The 21,308-nt window shown below is 65.7% G+C and carries 19 protein-coding genes and 1 pseudogene; 9 read left to right on the top strand and 11 right to left on the bottom strand.

What is annotated here, in order from left to right:
- The first annotated feature begins 3 nt into the window (after window positions 1-3).
- The gene (locus tag ACMVY4_RS10130; protein WP_416900026.1) at window positions 4-315 is read left to right on the top strand and encodes a hypothetical protein; all 312 of its coding nucleotides are present in this window, start codon (window positions 4-6) and stop codon (window positions 313-315) included.
- A 71-nt stretch (window positions 316-386) separates the two neighbouring features.
- On the opposite strand, the gene ACMVY4_RS10125 is transcribed toward ACMVY4_RS10130, so the two are convergent.
- Entirely contained in the window at window positions 387-716 is a 330-nt protein-coding gene (locus ACMVY4_RS10125; RefSeq protein ID WP_416900025.1) for a hypothetical protein, read from the bottom strand.
- A 141-nt stretch (window positions 717-857) separates the two neighbouring features.
- Here ACMVY4_RS10125 and ACMVY4_RS10120 point away from each other — a divergent pair, with 141 nt between their 5' ends.
- Window positions 858-2,030, top strand: coding sequence for a cytochrome P450 (locus tag ACMVY4_RS10120; RefSeq protein ID WP_416900024.1), 1,173 nt, complete (start codon window positions 858-860; stop codon window positions 2,028-2,030).
- Window positions 2,031-2,111: 81 nt separating this feature from the next.
- Here ACMVY4_RS10120 and groL read toward each other — a convergent pair whose 3' ends face one another.
- Together groL and groES are read right to left on the bottom strand one after the other, a co-directional pair.
- Window positions 2,112-3,758, bottom strand: a complete 1,647-nt coding sequence (gene groL, locus ACMVY4_RS10115; protein ID WP_416900023.1) for a chaperonin GroEL — start codon at window positions 3,756-3,758, stop codon at window positions 2,112-2,114.
- 87 nt (window positions 3,759-3,845) lie between these two features.
- Entirely contained in the window at window positions 3,846-4,157 is a 312-nt protein-coding gene (gene groES, locus ACMVY4_RS10110) for a co-chaperone GroES (RefSeq protein WP_416900022.1), read from the bottom strand.
- Between the two features lie 275 nt (window positions 4,158-4,432).
- Here groES and ACMVY4_RS10105 point away from each other — a divergent pair, with 275 nt between their 5' ends.
- Window positions 4,433-4,696: an usg protein gene (locus ACMVY4_RS10105; RefSeq protein ID WP_416900021.1), complete on the top strand. Its 264-nt coding sequence runs from the start codon at window positions 4,433-4,435 to the stop codon at window positions 4,694-4,696.
- On the opposite strand, the gene ACMVY4_RS10100 is transcribed toward ACMVY4_RS10105, so the two are convergent.
- On the bottom strand, window positions 4,693-5,118 hold the full coding sequence (locus ACMVY4_RS10100; protein ID WP_416900020.1) for a response regulator: 426 nt from the start codon (window positions 5,116-5,118) through the stop codon (window positions 4,693-4,695). The genes ACMVY4_RS10105 and ACMVY4_RS10100 overlap by 4 nt on opposite strands.
- A 146-nt stretch (window positions 5,119-5,264) precedes the next feature.
- On the opposite strand from ACMVY4_RS10100, the gene ACMVY4_RS10095 reads away from it, so the two are divergent.
- Window positions 5,265-6,521: a M24 family metallopeptidase gene (locus ACMVY4_RS10095; protein ID WP_416900019.1), complete on the top strand. Its 1,257-nt coding sequence runs from the start codon at window positions 5,265-5,267 to the stop codon at window positions 6,519-6,521.
- On the opposite strand, the gene ACMVY4_RS10090 is transcribed toward ACMVY4_RS10095, so the two are convergent.
- On the bottom strand, window positions 6,510-7,058 hold the full coding sequence (locus ACMVY4_RS10090; protein ID WP_416900018.1) for a hypothetical protein: 549 nt from the start codon (window positions 7,056-7,058) through the stop codon (window positions 6,510-6,512). The genes ACMVY4_RS10095 and ACMVY4_RS10090 overlap by 12 nt on opposite strands.
- Window positions 7,059-7,183: 125 nt before the next feature.
- Here ACMVY4_RS10090 and ACMVY4_RS10085 point away from each other — a divergent pair, with 125 nt between their 5' ends.
- Window positions 7,184-8,131 (top strand): AEC family transporter, encoded by a 948-nt coding sequence (locus tag ACMVY4_RS10085; RefSeq protein WP_416900017.1) that lies wholly within the window; start codon window positions 7,184-7,186, stop codon window positions 8,129-8,131.
- A gap of 39 nt (window positions 8,132-8,170) precedes the next feature.
- Here the strand turns inward: ACMVY4_RS10085 and ACMVY4_RS10080 are convergent, their stop codons facing one another.
- The 5 genes from ACMVY4_RS10080 to ACMVY4_RS10060 form a co-directional block, all read right to left on the bottom strand.
- A complete protein-coding gene (locus tag ACMVY4_RS10080; RefSeq protein WP_416900016.1) occupies window positions 8,171-8,584 on the bottom strand; it encodes a globin family protein in 414 nt (137 codons plus the stop codon).
- A gap of 78 nt (window positions 8,585-8,662) precedes the next feature.
- Entirely contained in the window at window positions 8,663-9,181 is a 519-nt protein-coding gene (locus tag ACMVY4_RS10075; RefSeq protein WP_416900295.1) for a Tll0287-like domain-containing protein, read from the bottom strand.
- Window positions 9,182-9,279: 98 nt separating this feature from the next.
- Window positions 9,280-10,776 carry an ammonia-forming cytochrome c nitrite reductase subunit c552 gene (locus tag ACMVY4_RS10070; RefSeq protein ID WP_416900015.1) on the bottom strand — a complete coding sequence of 499 codons (1,497 nt, stop codon included), beginning with the start codon at window positions 10,774-10,776 and terminating at the stop codon, window positions 9,280-9,282.
- 10 nt (window positions 10,777-10,786) lie between these two features.
- Window positions 10,787-12,784 (bottom strand): FAD-dependent oxidoreductase, encoded by a 1,998-nt coding sequence (locus ACMVY4_RS10065; protein ID WP_416900014.1) that lies wholly within the window; start codon window positions 12,782-12,784, stop codon window positions 10,787-10,789.
- Window positions 12,785-13,102: 318 nt separating this feature from the next.
- Window positions 13,103-16,555, bottom strand: coding sequence for a pyruvate carboxylase (locus ACMVY4_RS10060; RefSeq protein ID WP_416900013.1), 3,453 nt, complete (start codon window positions 16,553-16,555; stop codon window positions 13,103-13,105).
- Between the two features lie 200 nt (window positions 16,556-16,755).
- On the opposite strand from ACMVY4_RS10060, the gene ACMVY4_RS10055 reads away from it, so the two are divergent.
- The 4 genes and pseudogenes from ACMVY4_RS10055 to ACMVY4_RS10040 all read left to right on the top strand — a co-directional run bounded on the left by ACMVY4_RS10055 (window position 16,756) and on the right by ACMVY4_RS10040 (window position 20,499).
- Window positions 16,756-17,730 (top strand): sulfotransferase family protein, encoded by a 975-nt coding sequence (locus tag ACMVY4_RS10055; protein ID WP_416900012.1) that lies wholly within the window; start codon window positions 16,756-16,758, stop codon window positions 17,728-17,730.
- 84 nt (window positions 17,731-17,814) lie between these two features.
- A pseudogene (locus tag ACMVY4_RS10050) lies at window positions 17,815-18,457 on the top strand (MBL fold metallo-hydrolase).
- A 25-nt stretch (window positions 18,458-18,482) separates the two neighbouring features.
- Window positions 18,483-19,298, top strand: a complete 816-nt coding sequence (proC, locus tag ACMVY4_RS10045) for a pyrroline-5-carboxylate reductase (RefSeq protein WP_416900011.1) — start codon at window positions 18,483-18,485, stop codon at window positions 19,296-19,298.
- A 13-nt stretch (window positions 19,299-19,311) separates the two neighbouring features.
- Entirely contained in the window at window positions 19,312-20,499 is a 1,188-nt protein-coding gene (locus ACMVY4_RS10040) for a CaiB/BaiF CoA transferase family protein (protein ID WP_416900010.1), read from the top strand.
- A 9-nt stretch (window positions 20,500-20,508) separates the two neighbouring features.
- Here the strand turns inward: ACMVY4_RS10040 and ACMVY4_RS10035 are convergent, their stop codons facing one another.
- The gene (locus ACMVY4_RS10035; RefSeq protein ID WP_416900009.1) at window positions 20,509-21,261 is read right to left on the bottom strand and encodes a DsbA family protein; all 753 of its coding nucleotides are present in this window, start codon (window positions 21,259-21,261) and stop codon (window positions 20,509-20,511) included.
- Window positions 21,262-21,308: the final 47 nt, after the last annotated feature.

The following is a 21,308-nucleotide window of genomic DNA, read 5'->3' as shown; positions in this document are numbered from 1 at the left end:
ACGATGGACGAGAATTCCCTCGAAGATCGCAATCGTCTCGAGGACAAGGTCGAGAAGGAATTCGACAAGCTGAAGCTGTTTCTCGCGCTGGCCTGGCGCGAGAATCCGGTCTTCGTCCAGATGATGATCGACCGGCTGAGCGTCGAGAACCTGACAGCGGACGTCACCCGTCCGCGCCGGCAGATCTACCGCACGATCATCGACTACCTTGAGGACGCGCTGGAAGAGCGGACAGACGCGGACCGCAAGCGCGAGCGCGGGCGCGAGGGCCGCAAGGGCTACATCAAGCGCTTCTTCGACCGCGGCTCCGACTGAGACCCGCCATTCCGCGGCGACGCTCCGCGTGGCCTTGATGGCCCGGCCGCTGGCCGGGTTCGGCCAATTGATCAGACGGTCTGCAGGGCCTTCCCGTCGACGCGGACCTCGCCCGCCTCGTTGTCCAGCACGACATTGTTGTCGTAGATCTCCAGCGTGGGGCGCACGCCGAAGCGGCCTTCCATCCAGTCCGCCCAGCCGTCATGAAACCACGCCTCGGCCGCCTCGCGGGTCGCGAACTCGTAGACGCCGCCACCACCTGACTCGCTGTTGAGGTAGTACTTCCGGCGAAGACCTTTCACGTCCTTGTAGATCTCGGTCGATTTCACGGACTGTTCGATGACCGTGTCCTTCGGACGCTTTCCGCCCTCCATGGGAATGCGGACGATGGCAATGATCATGGCGTTTCCTCCCGGTTGCTCGACGGTCATGATACGTTTCGAAGGCGGGCCGAGACAGTCATTTGATCGCTCGGCCCCGCAGCGCCCGAGCCAGGCAGACAAGGTGGTGGCGCTGGAAGGGCTCATGTGCTGGGAGGACACATGTCGGACGCGCCGGTCTACAACATCGATCCAGCGGTCTTCTGGAAGGATCCCTACCCGGATCTGAAGCGGATGCGCGCGGAGCAACCGATCAGCTTCGTCCCCCAGCTCGGGGCGACGCTCATCACCCGCCGGGACGACATCTTCGAGAACGAGAAGAAGATCGAGATCTTCTCCTCCGACCAGCCGAACGGGCTGATGACGAAGCTGATGGGCCAGAACATGATGCGGAAGGACGGCGCGCCGCACCGGGCCGAACGCAAGGCTACCTTCCCCGTCTGGTCCCCGGCGACCGTGAAGGCCGTGTGGAAGGCCGCGTTCGAAGACTTCACCCGGGAAACCCTGGACGAGATCGCGCCCCTCGGCCGGGCCGACATGGTGCGTGAGATCGCCATGCGTATCTCCGGCGAGGCGCTGAAGGTGATCACCGGCCTGACCAACATGAGCTGGCAGGAGATGGACCGCGTCAGTCAGGGCATGATCGACGGCTGCGCGAACTATCGCGGCGACGCGGCAGTCGAGGCCAACTGCCACGACTGCACGGCGTCGATCGACCGGCACATCGACGAGATGATCCCCAAGCTGACGGCGGAGCCGGACTCATCGCTGCTTTCCATCCAGCTTCAGGCCGGCTTCAGCGAGGCGCAGTACCGCGCCAATGTGAAGCTCGCCATCTCGGGCGGCCAGAACGAACCTCGCGACGCCATCGCAGGGCTGGTCTGGGCGCTGCTGACCCATCCCGACCAGTTGCAGATGGTCCTCGAAGGCAAGGTGAGCTGGCTGGACGCCTTCCACGAGTATGTGCGCTGGATCGCGCCGATCGGGATGTCGCCCCGGCGTATCGCAAGGGAACACAGGCTGGAAGGGGTGACGCTGGAGCCCGACGATCTGGTGTTCTTCATGTTCGGCTCCGGCAACCGCGACGAAAGCCAGTTCGCCCGCCCGGACGTCTTCGACATCACCCAGGACGCAAGGGCCGCGATCCCCTTCGGCGCCGGACCGCACTTTTGCGCCGGCGCGGCCGCATCGCGGTGCCTGATCGCCGACGTGGCGCTGCCGATGATCTTCGAGCGGCTGAAGGGGCTGCGGCTGGACGGCGAGACCGGGTTCGGCGGCTGGGCCTTCCGCGGCCCGCTGAACATGCCGGTCGCCTGGGAAACGGCGCTGGCCTGAAACGGAAAAGGCCGCGTCCCTTGCGGAACGCGGCCTTCCCGATTGGTCTGGGCTGGATGCCCGGACGGATGGACCGTCCGATTACATCATGCCGCCCATGCCGCCCATGCCGCCCATGTCGGGCATGCCGCCGCCGGACGACTTCTCTTCCGGCTTCTCGGCAATCATGGCCTCGGTGGTGACCAGCAGGCCGGCCACCGAAGCGGCATCCTGCAGGGCCGTGCGGACGACCTTGGTCGGGTCGATGACGCCGGCCTTCACCAGATCGCCATACTCTTCGGTCTGCGCGTTGAAGCCGAAGTTGGTGTCCTTCTGGTCCAGCAGCTTGCCGGCCACGACGGCACCATCGACACCGGCGTTCTCGGCGATCTGACGCGCCGGCGCCTGCAGCGCACGGGCGATGATCTCGATACCGCGGGTCTGGTCCTCGTTGGCGCCCTGAAGGTCCTTCAGCGCGCGGGTGGCGTACAGCAGGGCCGAACCGCCGCCCGGAACGATGCCTTCCTCGACGGCCGCGCGGGTGGAGTGCAGGGCGTCGTCGACACGATCCTTCTTCTCCTTCACCTCGACCTCGGTGGCGCCGCCGACCTTGATCACGGCAACACCGCCGGCCAGCTTCGCCAGCCGCTCCTGCAGCTTCTCGCGGTCGTAGTCCGAGGTGGTCTCCTCGGCCTGACGGCGGATCTGGTTGCAGCGCGCCTGGATGTCTTCCTTCTCACCGGCGCCGTCGACGATCGTCGTCTCTTCCTTGGTGATGGTGACATTCTCGGCGGTGCCCAGCTGGTCGAGAGTGACGTTCTCCAGCTTGATGCCCAGGTCTTCGGAGATGACCTCACCACCGGTCAGGATGGCGATGTCTTCCAGCATGGCCTTGCGGCGGTCGCCGAAGCCCGGCGCCTTGACGGCGGCGATCTTCAGGCCGCCACGCAGCTTGTTGACGACCAGGGTGGCCAGGGCCTCGCCCTCGACGTCCTCGGCGATGATCAGCAGCGGACGCTGGGACTGAACGACAGCTTCCAGGATCGGCAGCATCGGCTGCAGGTTGGAGAGCTTCTTCTCGTGCAGCAGGATGTACGGCTTCTCCAGCTCGACCTGCATCTTGTCGGCGTTGGTCACGAAGTACGGCGACAGGTAGCCTCGGTCGAACTGCATGCCCTCGACGACGTCGAGCTCGGTGTGCAGGCCCTTGGCCTCCTCGACCGTGATGACGCCTTCCTTGCCGACCTTCTCCATCGCCTCGGCGATGATGCGGCCGATCTCGGCCTCGCCATTGGCGGAGATGGTGCCAACCTGGGCGACCTGATCGGAGGTGGTGACGGTGGTGGAGCGGCTCTTGACGTCCTCGATGACCTTCTCGACGGCCAGATCGATGCCACGCTTCAGATCCATCGGGTTCATGCCGGCGGCAACCGACTTCAGACCCTCGCGGACGATGGCCTGGGCCAGAACGGTCGCGGTGGTGGTGCCGTCGCCGGCTTCGTCATTGGTCTTCGAGGCGACCTCGCGGACCATCTGCGCGCCCATGTTCTCGAACTTGTCCTTCAGTTCGATTTCCTTGGCGACGGTGACGCCGTCCTTGGTGATGCGCGGGGCGCCGAACGACTTCTCGATGACCACGTTGCGGCCTTTCGGGCCCAGGGTGGTCTTCACGGCATCGGCCAGAATGTCGACACCCTTCGCCATCTTGGCGCGGGCGTCGGTGCCAAACTTCACGTCCTTAGCAGACATATCTCATCAATCTCCCATTGATCTCCGCGCGCCGGCGCTCCGGCGCTGCAGGAATTCGGTTGAGCGGTGTCGGTGGTCGTCGGAGCCTCAGGCGGCCTTCGCCTGAGCGGCGCTGTCGATGACGCCCATGATGTCCGACTCCTTCATGATCAGCAGGTCTTCACCGTCGATCTTGACCTCGGTGCCGGACCACTTGCCGAACAGGACCCGGTCGCCCGGCTTCACGTCCAGCGCGATCAGTTCGCCGTTCTCGTTGCGCGCGCCATTGCCGACGGCGACGATCTCGCCCTCGGACGGCTTTTCCTTCGCGTTGTCGGGGATGATGATGCCGCCCTTGGTCTTCTCCTCGGAGTCGACGCGACGGACAAGCACACGATCGTGCAGAGGCCGAAAGCCCATAAGTACCCTCCATCAGGTATGTTTCTGAACCTCCGTTAGCACTCCCATCAGGCGAGTGCTAACGATGTCGGGCCGGAGATAATTTCTGGGCTTCCACCTGTCAACTGGGCGCGAAGCGAAAAAAGTCCATGGCCGGGCAACATCGCGTCCCGACGCGCTGGCAGCACTCACCCTTGATGACTGCTAACATATTGATTTAACTTATATTATTGAATTCGATGAAGAATCCGTGGAGCATTTCCTACTGCCTGTCGATTCCCATCCGAGGAGTGACCATGAGCGAATTCGGACAGCAACTCGCCGGCTACCGGCTGACCACGGCGGAAATCCTCTATCACATGCCGGACCATCCCGACCTGCTGCAGAGCTTCGTCTGGCAGACGCTGGATCTGGCGCCGGACTACCCCCGCATCCGGAAGTTCCTGGATTTCTGGGAACGCGAGATCGAGGGGCGCCTGCATTCGGTACGGATCGCAGGCGGCGACCTGATCAAGCCGGCGTCGGTCGGTCACCGCGATACGGTCGTGACACTCCACTAGGCGACAAGGGCCGGCGTGCGGCTGTTCAGACGCCGCACGGTATCCTGGAACCGGGTCAGCGAGATCGGGTGCTCCAGCACTTCGCGCACGCCGATCCGTTCGGCCTGGACCTTGTTCACCAGCTCCGCGCTGCTGGTCACCACGAACAGCGGCGTCCGGCGGTTTGCGAACGCCCGGTCCCGAATGGCCTGCCCAAGTTCAAGACCGGTCATGTCGTCGAGGACCGCATTGCAGGCAATGGCCGAGTAGGTGGCCTCGCCCGCCAGGCTGACCGCTTCAGCCCCTGTCGCGGCGGTCATCAGCGCCCAGCCGCTGGCAAGGCAGTAGCACTCGGCAAGCCGCCGGCTCAGCGGGTCGGAATCCACATAAAGCACCCGCGGCACACGTCCTGTTACACCGAATTGAGACATCATCACGCCCATTGCACTCTCCCATGCGATTTTTATTGCTTGTAGCAATTATAATGCCAGCGCCGGAAAGACCGATGTCGCATTCGCACGTTCGCGCCGGGCGCCCGAATGCTATCAGCGCGAGAGAGGAAACAACCGAACCGGAACCGGGGAGAAAGATGACGACACTGGACTGGCACGCCGACCGCGGCGCCATGCCCGATCTGGCTTTGCTGGACGGCGCGCCGGAGAGCGCGGGGATCGATCTCGCCGCAGTGCGTTCATACCGGCTGGGCCGGGTCCGGTCCGAGATGGCGCGCCGCGACATCGATGCCGTGATCCTGTCGGACCCGGTCAATGTGCGATACGCGACCGGCACACGGAACATGCAGGTCTTCACCCAGCGGAACACGCCGGCGCGCTACCTGTTGCTGACTGCCGACCGGTCGATCCTCTATGAATTCGCCGGCTGCGCGCACCTGGCCGAAGGCATTGAGACCGTCGATGAGGTTCGGCCGGCCTTCACCGCCAGCTTCGTCTCTGCCGGCCCGGGCATCGCGGCGCGGGAACGCGCCTGGGCGAAGGGAATGGCGGGTACGCTGACCGGTCTCGCGGGCGCCGGCGCCCGGGTCGGTCTGGAGCGGATGAACGCCGGAGCCGCGATCGCGCTCGCCGGCGAGGGCATCCGCGTCATCGACGCACAGGAGCCGGTCGAGATGGCGCGGGCGATCAAGTCGGACGAGGAAGTGAAGTGCATTCGCGCTTCCCTGCGCGCGACCGAGCGGGCGGTCGCGGAGATGCGCGCCGCCATCCGCCCCGGCCAGACCGAGAACGAGCTCTGGTCCGTTCTGGTGCAGGCCGTGACCGCCGGCAATGGCGACTATTGCGAGACACGCCTGCTGAACTCGGGCCCGCGCACCAATCCGTGGTTCCGAGAGGCCGGACCGCGCGTCATCGGCGAGAACGAACTGATCTGCCTCGACACCGATGTCGTCGGCTGCCATGGCTACTATTCCGACTTCTCCCGCACCTTCCACAGCGGGCCGGAAGCGCCGACCGAAGACCAGAAGGCGCTGTACCGGCTGGCGCACGAGCAGGTGCACCACAACATGTCGATCCTGAAGGCCGGCATGAGTTTCCGCGACTACGCCGACGCCGCCTGGGACATTCCGGAACGCTACGCGCCCCACCGATACTATCTGTCAGCCCATGGCTGCGGCATGACCGGCGAGTATCCCTACCTCTACCACCGCGCCGATTTCCCCGACGCCGGCTATGACGGCGAGATCCTGCCCGGCATGACGCTGTGCGTGGAGAGCTTCATCGGGGCGGGCGATGGCGGCGAGGGCGTGAAGCTGGAACAGCAGGTGCTGATCACCCCGGACGGCCAGGAGCTGCTATCGCGGTTTCCCTTCGAGGCGGTGCTACTGACTTGAGCCGTTGCTGCCGGCGGCGTCGCGGACGGCTTCCCAGTAGCGCGACTTGTAGTCCTCGATCTCACGCATCTTCGACTGGAAGCGCTGCTGGATGTCCGGCGAGATCGGCTGATAGCTGGCGTCATAGGCCGGCCAGGGCAGTTCGGAGACCATCCGGCAGAAGTTCTGGTGGTACTCGGCGTGGTTGGTCACCAGCCGCTCGTAGCGGCTGTCGCCCATACCCGGCAGGTCGCCCACATCGGCGGCGACAAGATCCTCCATCGCACGGCCGATATCGCTCTCGGGCGTGCAGCCCGGATACTGATAGACCATGCGGATGAAGGCAGCGTCGTCTTCATTCGTCAGTCCGCAGAGCTTGCGGTAGATCACCGGGCGAATGGCGAAGCCGAGCGCGTAGTCCTCCATGCTGAAGCCTTCCGGTGTCGGCAGGGTCCCTTCAGGGGCGGGTCCGGTATAGCAGTGGGCGTATCGGGCCGCGGCAGGCTGGGCGAGAACCAGGCCGGACAGAAGAAGACCAAGGGTCAGCAGATATTTCATGCCCGGCGCCTCCATGCACATTGTTGTTGGCCGACGACTGATATGGATCGCGGCTCATGACCTGCAACCTCACGGAAGGTGACTACCCGCTGGCATCAATCGTTTCAAACGGATAGACGGCGGATATGGAACCGATCCTCAACATCGTGCTGCCGGTGTTCGCCATTGTCGCCGCCGGGTACGCCTGCGGCGCGGGAAAGGTGCTGGGCGAGGAAAGCAGCGCGGCGCTGAACGGTTTCGTCTACTGGGTGGCGCTGCCGGCCATGCTGTTCCGCGCGATGGCGACGGTCGAGGTGGCGCAGCTCTGGCAGCCCGACTTCCTGATCGGGTTTCTCACGCCGCTCCTCGCGATCTGGCTGGCGGCCATCGTCGCGGCGCGTTTCCTGTTCCGCCGCACGCTCGCCGAGGCGGCCATTCACGGCATGAACGGCGTCTACGGGAATTCCGGCTACATGGGCATCCCGCTGGCCGTCGCGGCCTTCGGCGAGGCAGCGGCCGTGCCGGCGGTGGTGGCGACCGTGATCAACACGGCCGTTGTCGTCGGCATCGCCGTCGGCCTGATCGAAGCCGGCAGCAAGACCGGTAACGGCGGCTTTCAGGTCCTCGTCAACATCCTTCGGCGGATGGCGCGCAACCCGATGCTGATCGCGCCCCTGCTCGGGCTGGCATGGGCCTTCACCGGCCTCGATCTGCCGGTCCCGCTGGATTCGTTCACCGGCATTCTCGGCTCTGCCGCCGGCCCCTGCGCCCTGTTCGCCATCGGCCTGTTCATGGTGGGCAAGCCGCGCAGCGAAGGCCGCATGGAAGTCGGGGTGATGACCGCGGTGAAACTTATCGGGCAGCCGGCCGGCACGGCGCTTGCCTTCTTCTGGCTGCTGCCGGTCGATCCCCTGTGGGCCAAGGTCGCCGTTCTCATGGCGGCCCTGCCAACCGGCGCCGGCAGCTTCGTGCTGGCGCAGGCCTACGGCATCTACGTGCTCAGGACCTCGTCAGCGATCCTGCTGGGCACGGTGCTGTCGGTTGTGACGATCTCGATCTATTTCATCGTCTTTCCGCCGATCGTCGGCGGATAGGGAAGGCGCCGGCCGAAACGGGTCCGGCCGGCTCCCCGCTCAGGCGGCTTCCTTGGCGGCGTCCTTCATGGTCGTCGCGACCAGGCCATAGGTCTCAACCCAGGCATCCCGGACCTCGGGCGTGAAGTCGTCGCCCAGCCCCTTGCCGAGGGTGAAGATCAGGGCTTCGCCGACCTTGTCGTAGTGCTCGTCCTTCACGTCATAGCCGGCATGGCGCTTCCCCAGCGCCTGCACCGGCGCGACGATGGTCTCGACCTGATGCAGGTTGGTCACCGCGGTGGCCAGCATCTGCATCAGCTTCTTCTTCTGCTCGCGCATGTCTTCCGGAAACAGCGGCCGGACTTCCGGCGCGATCTCGAACAGACGGTCGTAGAAGATGTCCGCCGCAGTGTCCGCGATCGGCGCGACCTTCTTGAAACTGCCCTGCACCAGGGCGACTTGCTCAGGCGTCATTCGATCCCTCCTTTCGTTCTGGATCCCCGTCCCGGCCGGACCCCTCCGGCCAGTCCCTCGTTCGGCGGCCTGTTTCCGCTACTCATCCATCGGAATTCGGATGACGACGCCACCCATCACGTCATCCAGCACGAAATCGTTCTTCGGCGTGTCCTTGTGGCCATTGTGGCAGCTGGCGCAAGCCTGGGCCACGGCGACGTCAGCATAGACGGCGGTAAAATACTTCGCGCCGCCCAGTTCTTCTTCGCCGTAGAAGTTCTCGCCGGGATTGTCGACGACGTATTGCAGCCCCTCCCGCTCGACGTCGGTCTTCGGCGCATTCTGCTTGTTGATCGGCCACAGCGACAGCAGCGAATAGGAAAACGCCTCGGTCTTGTCGGAGACGCGTTCGGCGCCGAAGCGGAACATCTGCGCCGGCAGCGGCAGGGCCTTGTCGTCCTGGAAGTGTTCGGAGGCCTTGATCACCTTGTCGTCCGCGGTCAGGCGCTGGACCACCATCTTGGTGTAGACGGTGCGGTCCGATTCCATGACAAGGTGCAGCATGTCGGCGACCTTCTCGTAGGACAGGCTGTCGGCGTGGGCCGTGCCCACGGCCATCAATGCGGCGCCGGCGGCAAGGCCGGCAATGCGGGTTCTGGTGGACTTCATGGTTCGATCCTTTCCTTCATCAAAAGGCATGAAAGCGACGCGAGCAGCTACCGGTCCCCGTCTTCATCCGGCTTCTTCTCGCTGACACGCCGGACCGCCCAGTCGATGCTCTCGACATGGCGGGCCGTACGTCCCTGGAAGTTCCGCTGCACCAGATCCGCATCCGCCAGCGCGTCGATCGCGAAGCGGAGCCCGTGGCAGTCCATGCACACGGGCCGGATCATCTTTTCGTTGGGCCGCAGAACGTCGTTCTGATTGTGATTGGTGGCGACGCGGTCGCGCGTCTCGGTCTTCGGCATGTGGCAGGAGGCACAGCTGACGCCGGTCCCGGGCGCGCCCTCCCCGGCCAGCTCGGCCTGCCAAAGCGTGTAGTGAGGGCTGTCGAAATAGGCCTTCGTGTGCTCGTCGGCGTGGCACCCGGCACAGGCCTCAACGGCGGCGCGGCGGGTGTCGACCGAATGCACGTCGTGGCAGGTGCCGCAGCCGAGTGTCTTGTGCGCCGCCTCGGCGTGCATCGGCACCCGGGCCTCCGCCACTTTCATCCGGGCGGGCGGCGCCGGATCCTCCAGCATCCCCAGCACCCAGTCCGGCATGGCGTCCTTCAGCCCCAGCTTCGCCAGCTGACGGTCGGCCTTTCGGGGTGTTGCGATCTCCTTGTGGCCGCGCATGCCATGCCGGCCCATCGAGAAGGTCTTCCCCTGATCGCGATGACATTTAGCGCAGGACGCCGTGTCGGGCGCGTCGGACCAGTTGGCCAGCACATCCGCAGCCGATGGCGACTTGCCGGCCTCGGCAGCATGGCAGGCTCCGCAGTTCACACCGCCGGCGGCATGGTTCGACTCCGCCCATCCGGCAATAGCCTTCGTGTCCGCCAGCGCGGTGTCGGGCGCGACCGCATCCGCGGCCGCCAGCGCCAGAGACGCATCCGGCTGCGCGGCGCGCCTCTTCGCCGTCAACGCATGAACCGGCTTGTCCGCCAGCCAGGGCTGTTCGGCATGCTTGACCAGGAAATCCTCGTAGAGCGCCCGGTTGTCATGGAAGTTGTGGCAGCCGGCGCTGGCGCAGGTGTCGTATTCCAGTCCGGCGTGGCTTGGCCGGTTCACACGGACGTCGCGCTCCCCTTCGGAATGGCAGGCGATGCAGTAGTTCATCGGCAGCGTCACCGCGCCCGGCCGCGTGATCTCCGGTCGGTGCTCGACATGGCAAGAGGTGCAGTTCCGGACGTCCACCCGCTCCCAGTAGTCGGCCATGCGCGGGCTGCGGAACTTCTTCCTCGGGTGGCTGTCGTCGGATTCCGCCAACTCGTCGTCGTGGCAGTTGCGGCAGGCGGCGTTGAGCTCGCTTTCCATCTTCTTCGCGGAGACGAGGGTGCCGCCCGCGTGACAGGTCTCGCAGGAGACCTCGAATTGGTGGTGGGCGCCGGTGGTCTCGCCGATCAGCAGGCTGGTCCGGTCGCCGCCGACCAGAATCATGGCGGCGACGCCGCCAGAAGCGATGAGGCTCGCCAGGATCCAGACCGTCCAGAGGATCGCGTTGCGGGGCATCGTCCGGTCCTCAGTACAGGTACACGCTGGCGACATGCGCCGCGAGCAGGACCGGGATCGGCCATATCGCGAGGATGTGCAGCCAGGCCGGAATGCGGCGGGGCGGACGGCGCAGGCTGCCGATACCCCGTTTTCGCAGCCAGTGCTCGCCGCCGGTCGCCAGTCCCGCCACGGCGCCAAGCGCGAGCGTGGCGAGGTAGCAGAGCATCAGCGCCGAGTTCAGGTTGGACCCGAGGCGGAAGCCCGTGTGGGCGAACAGGCCGGCGACACAAACGACGCCGAGGACGATGTGGATCAGGCGCCACCAGTCGAAGCCGCCGGCCCACTTCGCCGCGCCGAAGCGCTTGCGGAGACCGAGCAGCAGCGCCGCCACGGTCAGACCCAGCAGGATGTAGCCGCTCCACTGCTTCCAGATGGTGTCGACCCAGAGCTTCTCGAACAGGGTCGGCCCGTAGGTATCCGGAATCGGTACCGACGGCAGGGACAGCGTCGCCAGCGCGCCCAGCGCCGCAACGGCGGAGGCCGGGAGCAACACCTTCCAGTGGCGGACCTTCTGGCCGTCCTGGCCGCCGATCAACCCGGCGACGAGCGGCCCGCAGCTGCCGCAGACCGTGTTCGCGCCGGTGGCAACGCGGACCGCCTCCAGCGTCGCACCGCCGTCGCCCGCGCAGGCGCGGATGCGCCCGCAGGTCACGCCGGTGCAGTTGCAGGCCACCGCGGCGTCCGGCAGGAAGGCCGGATCGGGCTCGCCGCCCTGCCACAGACGCCCGGCAGCCTGGAATCTCAGCCGCATCCAGGGCTGCAGCGTGAGCCCTTCGGCGACCGCCTGCTGCAGCCGGCCGGCTTCGTCCCATTGCCCCACTGCGATAGCGCCGACCAGAACGCCCTGTTCCACGAAAATGCGGCGGTAGGCGTCCTGCGGCCCGTACCAGGTGAAGCTCTTCACCTTCTGCGCCGCTTCCAGCTGTTCCACCGGGCCTATGGAGAAGACATCGGTACCGGCCAGCTTCAGCTTGGCGACCACAGTCCCGCGGCGGTAGGCCGCCTCCTCGCCCGCGATCGCACGCACCGCAGCCTCGGCCTGCTCCAGACCCGGTCCGACCAGACCGACCACCTGCTCGCGATGTTCCGCGCATTCGCCCACGGCATAGATGCCGGGTATCCGGGTCTGCATTACGTCATCGACCACGATGCCGCGGCCGATGGGCAGACCGGCTTCCGCCGCCAGCGAGGTTTCCGCGCGGACGCCGGTACAGACGATGACCGTGTCGCACTCGATCACCTCGCCGCCGCGGAGCCGGACGCCCGTGACCCACTGCTCGCCCTCGACCGCCTGGACAGAAAGGCCGGTCCGGATGTCGATCCCGATCTCTTCGAAATTGTCGGCGAGGATCTGGCCGCCGGTCACGTCGAGCTGCCGCGGCATCAGCCGGTTCTCGTGTTCGACCACATGCACCCTTGCGCCGCGACGGTGCATGCCGCGCGCCGCCTCCAGCCCCAGAAGGCCGCCGCCGATGACCACGACGCTGCGCGCCGACAGGCTGCGCGCGATCAGGGCGGAAACGTCGGCGGCGGAGCGAAAGACATAGATGCCGTTGCGGTCGATCCCCTCGATCGCCGGCACATGCGCGCGAGAACCCGTGGCCAGCACGAGGGCATCATAGCCCCAGCGCCGGCCATCGGCCGTCAGCACCTCGTGATCGTCGGGCAGGATCTGCGTGACCCTGAGACCGGTCACCGTGGTCACCCGGCCAGGGCCGGGAAACTCGGCCGGCAGGGCGATGTCTCCGATCTGCACGTCGCCGGCCAGCAGCGGCGTCAGCTTCACGCGGTTGTAGGGCAGGAAGGCCTCGGCCGAGAACAGGGTGACGTCATGGCCGCGGGCGCTGAGCCCCTGCGCAGCGCGAACGCCGCAAGGGCCGCCGCCCACAACAATGACGCGGGCCGCCCTTGCGGTCTCGCGCGCCTCGTCCTGTCCGAAATCGTATGAAAGTGCCGCTTCGCTCATGCCGCCCGTCCAGACACATGCAGCGCCGTCCATGGCGGCCACACTGGTCAGTCAACGAGCGCCGGTGCTCGAAATTTGCCCGGATACCGGCTCCGGATGTGCCGCAGCTTCCTTGTCACGGCAACGACATGACGACACCACAGTGTATGCCGCAGCGCAACACAATTCTGCTGAATGAATCAGCTTTTCTGGCGACTGATCAATAAATAGTCAGCGTGCCAAATAATTGAGAAGACTATGTTTATGACGGCAACGTCACTGCCCTTCGCACATGCACAACAGGCGCGGAAATGAACACGCTCCCGCCGCCGAAAGCGGTCAGGCCAGTTCCACCAGCAGATCCTTGGCGTCCACCTGTGTCCCCGCACCAGCGACGACCCGTGCGACCTCGCCATCCGATTCCGCCCGGATCGCAGTTTCCATCTTCATCGCCTCGATGGTGAGCAGCAGATCGCCCGACTTGACCTTCTGACCCGCCTCCACGGCGACGGTCGCGACCAGGCCCGGCATGGGCGCGGCGACGTGCTTCGGGTTGCCCGGTTCGGCCTTGGGATGACGGTCGACCGCGCTGTCGACGCTGCGGTTGCGGATCCGCGCCCGCCGTGGCTGGCCGTTGAGCTCGAAGAAGATACGGACGATGCCTTCCTCGTCCGGATCCGAGATCGCATTGCAGCGGATCACCAGCGCCTTGCCGCGCTCGATCTCGACCGTGATCTCGTCGCCCGGTGCCATGCCGTAGAAGAAATTCATGGTCGGCAGCTTGTCGACCGGGCCGAAGTCGGCCTGGAAGGCGGCGAAGTCCTTGAACACCTTCGGATACATCAGCCAGGACTGGAACTCCTCGTCCGTGACCGCGCGGCCGGCGTCCTTCTCGGCCTCCTTGCGCTTCTCGGCCAGATCCGCCGGCGGCAGCGAGGCGCCCGGCCGGTCGGTCAGCGGCTTCGTCTCGCCCAGCACCTTCTTCTGCAGCTTCTCGGGGAAGCCGTTGGGCGGCTGACCCAGATCGCCGTGGAAGAAGGAGACGACGGAGTCGGGGAAGCTGAAGGGCTTGTCCGGATCCTCGATGTCCTCCGGCGTCAGGCCGGCCGAGACCATGGCCAGCGCCATGTCGCCTACCACCTTCGATGACGGCGTTACCTTGACGATGTCGCCAAACATCCGGTTGACGTCGGCATAGGCCTTGGCGACCTCGTGCCAGCGGTCTTCCAGACCCAGCGAGCGGGCCTGTTCGCGCAGGTTTGTGAACTGCCCGCCGGGCATCTCGTGGAGATAGACCTCGGAGGCGCCGAAGCGGAGATCGCTCTCGAAGGCCCGATACTCGCGGCGCACGGCTTCCCAGTAGTCGGAGAACTGCCGGATGGTCGCCGGATCGAGCCCCGTCTCCCGGTCGCCGTGACGCAGCGCCTCGACGATCGAGCCGAGATTGGGCTGGCTGGTCAGGCCGGAGAAACTGTCCATCGCCGCATCGGCGGCATCGACGCCCGCATCGGCCGCCGACAGCACGCTGGCCGCCGAGATGCCCGAGGTGTCATGGGTGTGGAAGTGGACCGGCAGGCCGGTCTCCTCCTTCAGCGCCTTGACGAGGATCTTCGCCTGGGCAGGCTTCAGCAGGCCGGCCATGTCCTTGATGCCCAGGATGTTGGTGCCGGCCGCCTTCAGGTCGCGCGCCATCTCGACATAGTATTTCAGGTCGTAGCGCGGCCGGGCCGGATCGAAGATGTCGCCGGTGTAGCAGACCACCGCCTCGCAGAGCTTGCCGGTCTCGCGGACCGCATCGATGGCGACCCGCATGTTCTCGACCCAGTTCAGGCTGTCGAAGACGCGGAAGACGTCGACGCCGCTCTCGGCCGCCTGGTGCACGAAGGCCTTCACGACATTGTCCGGATAGACCGTGTAACCGACGCCGTTGGCGCCGCGCAGCAGCATCTGGAACAGGATGTTGGGAATCTTCTCCCGCAGGTCGCCGAGCCGGTCCCAGGGGCATTCCTTCAGGAAGCGCATGGAAACGTCGAAGGTCGCGCCGCCCCAGCATTCCAGACTGAACAGCCCCGACATGTTGCGGGCATAGGCGTCGGCCACCTGAACCATGTCGAAGGAACGCATCCGGGTCGCGAGCAGTGACTGGTGCGCATCGCGCATGGTCGTGTCGGTGACCAGCAGGCGCTTCTGGTCCAGCATCCAGTCGGCGAACTTCTCCGCGCCCAGCTCGTCGAGCAGGTTGCGCGTGCCCTTCGGCGGTTCCTTGTTCTGCCAGGCGGGGATCTTTGGATCCGGCCCTTCCGGCGCGCGGATGCGGCCCTCGACCTCCGGATTGCCGTTGACCATCACCTCGCCGATGAAGTTCAGCAGCTTCGTCGCCCGGTCCTTGCGGACGGGGAATTCGAACAGCTCAGGCGTCTCGTCGATGAACTTGGTGGTGTAGTTGTTCGAGACGAATTTCGGATGGTTGATCAGGTTCTCGACGAAAGCGAGATTGGTCGCGACGCCGCGGATGCGGAATTCGCGCAGCGCCCGGTCGAGACGGCGGATCGCTTCCTCGGGCGTCGGCGCCCAGGCGGTCACCTTCTCCAGCAGGCTGTCATAGTAGCGGGTGATGACCGCGCCGGTGTAGGCCGTGCCGCCGTCGAGACGGATGCCGAAGCCGGTCGCGCCGCGATAGGCGAGGATGCGGCCATAGTCGGGGATGAAGTTCGCTTCCGGGTCCTCGGTGGTGATCCGGCACTGCAGGGCGTGGCCGTGCAGCACGATCTCGTCCTGCGGCGGGACGCCGGTCTCCTCGACCTTGCCGACATGACCGCCTTCGGCAATGCGGATCTGCGCCTTCACGATGTCGATGCCGGTGACCTCTTCGGACACCGTGTGCTCGACCTGGATACGCGGATTGACCTCGATGAAGTAGTAGTCGCCGGTGTCGAAATCCATCAGGAACTCGGCGGTGCCGGCGTTCACGTAGCCGGCGGAACGGGCGAGCTTCAGAGCGCTTTCGCATAGCCCGGTACGCTCTGCATCGTTGAGATACGGCGCGGGCGCGCGTTCGACGACCTTCTGGTTGCGCCGCTGGACCGAGCAGTCGCGCTCCCAGAGGTGCACGACATTCCCATGGTGGTCGCCGAGCAACTGCACTTCCACGTGCCGGGCGCGGCGGACCAGCTTCTCCAGATAGACCTCGTCATTGCCGAAGGCGTTGCCGGCCTCGCGTCGGCCCGCATTGACCTCTTCCTCAAGCTGATCCGGCCCCTCGATCACCCGCATGCCGCGGCCGCCGCCGCCCCAGGAGGCCTTCAGCATCAGCGGATAGCCGACTTCCTCGGCCATCTTCGCGACTTCCGCGATGTCGGTCGGCAGCGGCCCGGTGGCCGGAACCACCGGCGTGCCGGCGGCAATGGCTGCCTCGCGGGCGGCCACCTTGTTCCCCAGCGCGCGCATGATGTCGGGCGGCGGGCCGATGAAGGTGATGCCGTTCTCGGCGCAGGCTTCGGCGAAGTCCGGATTTTCGGAGAGCAGGCCATAGCCGGGATGCACGGCGTCGGCGCCGGACAGCTTCGCAACCCGGATCATTTCATCTATCGAGAGGTAGGCCGCGACCGGCCCCATGCCTTCGCCAATCAGATAGCTCTCGTCGGCCTTGAAGCGGTGCAGCGCCAGCTTGTCCTCGGCGGCGTAGACCGCGACGGTGCCGATGCCCAGTTCGTTCGCCGCACGCATGACGCGAATGGCGATCTCCGAGCGGTTGGCGATCAGGATCTTTGTGATCTTCCGGAACTCGGGCATCGCGGATCCCCCCTGCTTTGCATATGACCCCGGCAGCATGTTCCGTGATTGGACCGGGCTTGGCAAAGCCAACCTTGGCGCGAATGCCCGAAAACGCGGCAGCCATCACGCCGTGACCGGCCGCCATCCTCTGTTAACCGCGAATTTACCCTGTCCGGTCAGGCTCCCGCATGACGGACAAGAGACCTGGAGCGCACGAAATGCCGGCCATCGACAAGATCGACTTCTTCATCATGGGATCCGAGCGCAGCGGTACCACGGTGACCGGTGCGACGATGGACTCGATGCCGGACGTCTGCGCGGTGCAGGCCACCATGGTCATGACCCGGCTCTTCAACCTGTTCTCGTTGGTCCAGCGGGTGCTGGCACAGGGCGGCGAGTTCGAAGGTGTGGACAAGCGCCATTGCGACGACTTCGAGACCTTCCTCGCGAAGGTTCCGGTCACGCCCTTCCTACACAAGTCGTTCTATCAGTTCTGCTTCTACGAGAACCTGGTGTTCTCCTCGCGTTCGGATGTCACCAAGGACGTCCTGTCCCAGAAGACCTACGTCGAGGCGTTCGACTACGATCGCTACATGGCCGCTTACGACCCGGCCAATCCGACCTGGGCCCGGACGGTGGCGGCGATGTATGCCGAGTTCGCGGCCTTCGTGGGCGCCGACGCCACCGTGTTCGGCGAACAGACGCCGGACAACGCGCTGCGGGCCAGGGCCATCATGACGATCTTCCCGGACGCGAAATTCATCTTCATGGTGCGTCATCCGGTGACGGCCATCGCCTCGCTGATGGACCGCTACAGCAACATGGACTACGCGACCAAGCTGTACCGGAACCCGTTCGCGCATTTCCCCTTCGACGATCAGGAGATCATGGACGCCACGCTGTTCGTGAAATTCGAGGACATGCTGCTGAACCGCGACCTGATCCTGAAGCAGGTCCGGGATCATCTCGGTCTGCCGGAGATCGACCTCGCTGGCGAGGGAGAAGGCCACGAGTCCAAGGTCTTCTCGAAATATGTCGGCAGCTCTCTCTCGATGGATCGATATTATCGGTCGGTGTCCAAATATCCGATCGCGCTGCGCGCCGAGATTCTGCAGAAGAACCAGGACATCGCGAAGGTGTTCTACACCGAAGACGACAACCGCATCATCGTCGGCCACCAGGCCGCCGCCTGACCCTCACGCCTCGACGGATTTGACAGGACGGACGCCTTCGGATCAATTCCGGGGGCGTCCGTTTCCGTTCCGCGAGGTCCGTCCATGAAAGTCGCCATCTGCCCCGTCACGCCGTTCCGTCAGAACGCCTGCGTCATCTGGAATCCGGAGACGATGGTCGGCGCGCTGACCGATCCGGGCGGCGACAAGGAACAGTTGCTGGCTGTCGCGGAGAAGCACGGGGTCAAGCTGGAGAAGATCCTGGTCACCCATGGCCACATGGATCATGCCGGCGCCGTCGCCGAACTGTCTGAGGAACTCGGCATTCCGGTCGAGGGACCGCAGAAGGAAGAGACCTTCTGGATCGACCGGCTGGACGAGCAGGGGTCGCGCTACGGCATCACCGCCCGCTCCTTCACCCCCGACCGCTGGCTGGAGGACGGCGACACCGTGACGGTCGGCGGCATGACGCTGGACGTCCGCCACTGCCCCGGCCACACGCCGGGCCACGTCATCTTCTTCCACGAGCCCTCGAAGATCGCCATCGTCGGCGACGTGCTGTTCCGCGGCTCCGTCGGCCGGCACGGATTTTCCGAAGGGCAACCACAAGCAGCTGATCACCTCGATCCGCGAGAAGCTCTGGCCGCTGGGCGACCACGTGACCTTCGTGCCGGGTCACGGCGACACCTCGACCTTCGGAAACGAGCGCAAGATGAACCCGTACTGCTCGGATTTCGTCGAGATCTGACGCACCAACTGGGGGAGGAAACGTCATGGCCGAAGGACTGCTTCTGGTCGGATGCGGCAAGATGGGCGGCGCCATGCTGCAGGGCTGGATCGCCGAGGGCACCGACCCCGAAAGCGTCGTGGTCATCGAGCCGGAAGAGACGCTGCGCGGCAAGCTGAACGAGACCGGCGTCTGCGCAGTCAACACGGCCGACGGCATCCCCGAGGATTTCGCGCCCGATTGCGTGATCTTCGCCGTCAAGCCGCAGCAGATGGCCAAGGTCATACCCGCCTACAAGCGCTTCAAGTCGCCCGAGACCCAGTTCCTGTCGATCGCCGCCGGCACTACCATCGATTTCTTCGAGGACGAACTGGGCCACGATGCGGCCATTGTCCGGACCATGCCCAACACGCCCGCAGCGGTGGCGAAGGGCATGGTGGTGGCCTGCCCGAACGGCAATGTCACGGACGCCATGCGGGAGCGCGCCACGGCGCTGCTGTCGGCGGTCGGCGAGGTCGCCTGGATCGAGGACGAGGCGCTGATGGATGCGGTGACCGCCGTCTCCGGCTCCGGTCCGGCCTATGTCTTCCACCTGATCGAGACGCTGGGCAAGGCCGGCGTCGAGGCCGGCCTGCCCGAAGAGCTGGCGAAACAGCTGGCGCTGCAGACGGTCTACGGCGCTGGAGCGCTGGCGCGCGACGCCGACGACGATCCGGCGCAGCTGCGCGTCAATGTCACCAGCCCCGGCGGCACGACCGCCGCCGCGCTGGAGGTGCTGATGGGCGCCGACGGTCTGCAGCAACTGATGACGCGCGCCGTCGCCGCCGCTGCGGAACGCGGTCGCGAACTCGGCAAATCCTAGAAGGGGACGGCACATGGGTGCACTGGACGGCCTGAAGGTCATCGATCTGACGCGGGTGCTGGGCGGCCCCTACTGCGCACAGATCCTCGCCGACCACGGCGCCGACGTGGTCAAGCTGGAACCGCCGCAGGGCGACGAGACCCGCGACTGGGGTCCGCCCTTCAAGGACGGCCTGTCGGCCTACTTCTCGGGCGTGAACCGCAACAAGCGCTCCCTCGGCCTGGATCTCGGCGTCCAGGAGGGCCGCGAGGTCCTGATGACCCTGCTGGAAGGCGCCGACGTTCTGATGGAGAACTTCAAGCCGGGCAGCCTCGAGAAATGGGGCATCGGCTATCACGACGTGCTGTCGAAGCGGTTCCCGAAGCTGGTCCACTGCCAGATCTCCGGCTTCGGTGGCAACGGCCCCTTCGGCGGCCAGCCCGGCTACGACGCCGCAATCCAGGCCTGGAACGGCCTGCTGTCGGTCAACGGCTCAGATGAGTCGGGCGCCATCCGGCTCGGCATTCCGCTGGTCGATCTCGGCACCGGCCTCTACGCGGCCATCGGCATCCTCGCCGCACTCCACGAACGGCAGCGTTCCGGCCTGGGCCAGTTCATCGAGGCGACGCTGTTCGACTGCGGCTGGGCGCTGCAGCATCCGCACGCCCCGAACTTCTTCCAGTCCGGCAATGCGCCCAAGCTGACCGGCAACAAGCACCCGAACGTCTATCCCTACGACCTGTTTCCGACGAAGGGCCGGGAGGTGTTTCTGGCCATCGGCAACGACCGGCAGTTCCGGCGCCTGATGGAAATTCTCGGCAAGCCCGAGGTCGCCGACGATCCACGCTTCACCCACAATGCCGACCGCTCGGTGAACCGCAACGAGCTGGGCGACATCCTGGGTCCGCTCTGCGCCGAATGGGACGGCATGGAACTGGCCACGAAGCTGCTGAAATCGGGCGTGCCCGCAGGCGCGGCGCTGACCGTGCCCGATGTGGCGAAGCATCCGCACACGATCGCCCGCGAGATGGTCGTGGAGAAGGACGGCTATACCGGTACCGGCATCCCCGTGAAGCTGTCGCGGACGCCGGGCGAGGTCCGTTCCATCCCGCCGGGCTTCGGCGCACAGGGCCGCCAGATCCTGAAGGAAGCGGGGCTGGACGACGACGCCATCGAGAAGCTCTACGCCGCAGGGATCGCACTGGAGCAGCGCCGGGGCTGAACCGCGGGCTCAGCCCCTGGCGTCGCGGGCCCGCTGGATCAGGTCGCGGAACTGCTGCGCGCTGATCGCGCCCGGCACAAGCTCGTCGCCGATGACGAAGCCCGGCGTGCCGCGGATGTTCAGGATCTGCGCCAGTTCGTAGTTGCGGGCGAGTTCTTCCTCGACTTCCGGCGCACGCATGTCGTCCTTCAGCTTCGCCGTGTCGAGTCCCAGATCGCCGGCGATCGACATGATCTTCTGCTCCGAGAGATCGCCGCGCGTCTGCATCAGGGCCAGGTGCATGTCGTAGTAGCGGTCCTGACGCGCCGCGGCGATGGCCGCGCGGGCGGCACGCACCGAATCCTCGCCCAGAACGGGGAACTCCTTGAACACCAGCTTCACGCCGCCATCCTTCGCCACCTCGTCGAACAGGGACGGCATCACGCGCTTGCAGTAGCCACAGCGGTAGTCGAAGAACTCGACGATGGTGACGTCGCCGTCCGGATTGCCGGCGGTGAAGCGGCCGGTGGGATCGTCCAGGCGGTCGCGGTGCGCCGCCAGCATGGCCTTTGCGCGCTCGGCCTCTGCCATGTCCTGGCGCTCCTGAAAGCGCTGCAGCGACTCGACGATAACCTCAGGGTGCTTCATCAGGTACTCATGCACGATCTTCTCGACTTCGGCCGGGGTGAGCCCCTTGGCGGCGGCCGTGTCGTCGGCAAGAACGCCGCGCGCCAGACCGGCGGCCAGTACTGCCGTCAGCAGAAGGCGGAAAATCAGCTGCATGAGATCGGTTCTCCTGAATGACTTCCGGTTCAATGCCTTGCGCAACG

The sequence above is a fragment of the Minwuia sp. genome (assembly GCF_048007105.1).
GTDB lineage: Bacteria > Pseudomonadota > Alphaproteobacteria > Minwuiales > Minwuiaceae > Minwuia.
Note: the sequence above shows the minus strand (reverse complement) of the source record. Positions and strands in the feature narration are given on the sequence as shown.

Bases quoted from the DNA above. Each gene is read 5' to 3' on its own strand.
- ACMVY4_RS10130 (WP_416900026.1), top strand. From the start codon at position 4: ATGGACGAGAATTCCCTCGAAGATCGCAATCGTCTCGAGGACAAGGTC.
- ACMVY4_RS10125 (WP_416900025.1), bottom strand. From the start codon at position 716: ATGATCATTGCCATCGTCCGCATTCCCATGGAGGGCGGAAAGCGTCCG.
- ACMVY4_RS10120 (WP_416900024.1), top strand. From the start codon at position 858: ATGTCGGACGCGCCGGTCTACAACATCGATCCAGCGGTCTTCTGGAAG.
- groL (WP_416900023.1), bottom strand. From the start codon at position 3,758: ATGTCTGCTAAGGACGTGAAGTTTGGCACCGACGCCCGCGCCAAGATG.
- groES (WP_416900022.1), bottom strand. From the start codon at position 4,157: ATGGGCTTTCGGCCTCTGCACGATCGTGTGCTTGTCCGTCGCGTCGAC.
- ACMVY4_RS10105 (WP_416900021.1), top strand. From the start codon at position 4,433: ATGAGCGAATTCGGACAGCAACTCGCCGGCTACCGGCTGACCACGGCG.
- ACMVY4_RS10100 (WP_416900020.1), bottom strand. From the start codon at position 5,118: ATGGGCGTGATGATGTCTCAATTCGGTGTAACAGGACGTGTGCCGCGG.
- ACMVY4_RS10095 (WP_416900019.1), top strand. From the start codon at position 5,265: ATGACGACACTGGACTGGCACGCCGACCGCGGCGCCATGCCCGATCTG.
- ACMVY4_RS10090 (WP_416900018.1), bottom strand. From the start codon at position 7,058: ATGAAATATCTGCTGACCCTTGGTCTTCTTCTGTCCGGCCTGGTTCTC.
- ACMVY4_RS10085 (WP_416900017.1), top strand. From the start codon at position 7,184: ATGGAACCGATCCTCAACATCGTGCTGCCGGTGTTCGCCATTGTCGCC.
- ACMVY4_RS10080 (WP_416900016.1), bottom strand. From the start codon at position 8,584: ATGACGCCTGAGCAAGTCGCCCTGGTGCAGGGCAGTTTCAAGAAGGTC.
- ACMVY4_RS10075 (WP_416900295.1), bottom strand. From the start codon at position 9,181: ATGGCCGTGGGCACGGCCCACGCCGACAGCCTGTCCTACGAGAAGGTC.
- ACMVY4_RS10070 (WP_416900015.1), bottom strand. From the start codon at position 10,776: ATGCCCCGCAACGCGATCCTCTGGACGGTCTGGATCCTGGCGAGCCTC.
- ACMVY4_RS10065 (WP_416900014.1), bottom strand. From the start codon at position 12,784: ATGAGCGAAGCGGCACTTTCATACGATTTCGGACAGGACGAGGCGCGC.
- ACMVY4_RS10060 (WP_416900013.1), bottom strand. From the start codon at position 16,555: ATGCCCGAGTTCCGGAAGATCACAAAGATCCTGATCGCCAACCGCTCG.
- ACMVY4_RS10055 (WP_416900012.1), top strand. From the start codon at position 16,756: ATGCCGGCCATCGACAAGATCGACTTCTTCATCATGGGATCCGAGCGC.
- proC (WP_416900011.1), top strand. From the start codon at position 18,483: ATGGCCGAAGGACTGCTTCTGGTCGGATGCGGCAAGATGGGCGGCGCC.
- ACMVY4_RS10040 (WP_416900010.1), top strand. From the start codon at position 19,312: ATGGGTGCACTGGACGGCCTGAAGGTCATCGATCTGACGCGGGTGCTG.
- ACMVY4_RS10035 (WP_416900009.1), bottom strand. From the start codon at position 21,261: ATGCAGCTGATTTTCCGCCTTCTGCTGACGGCAGTACTGGCCGCCGGT.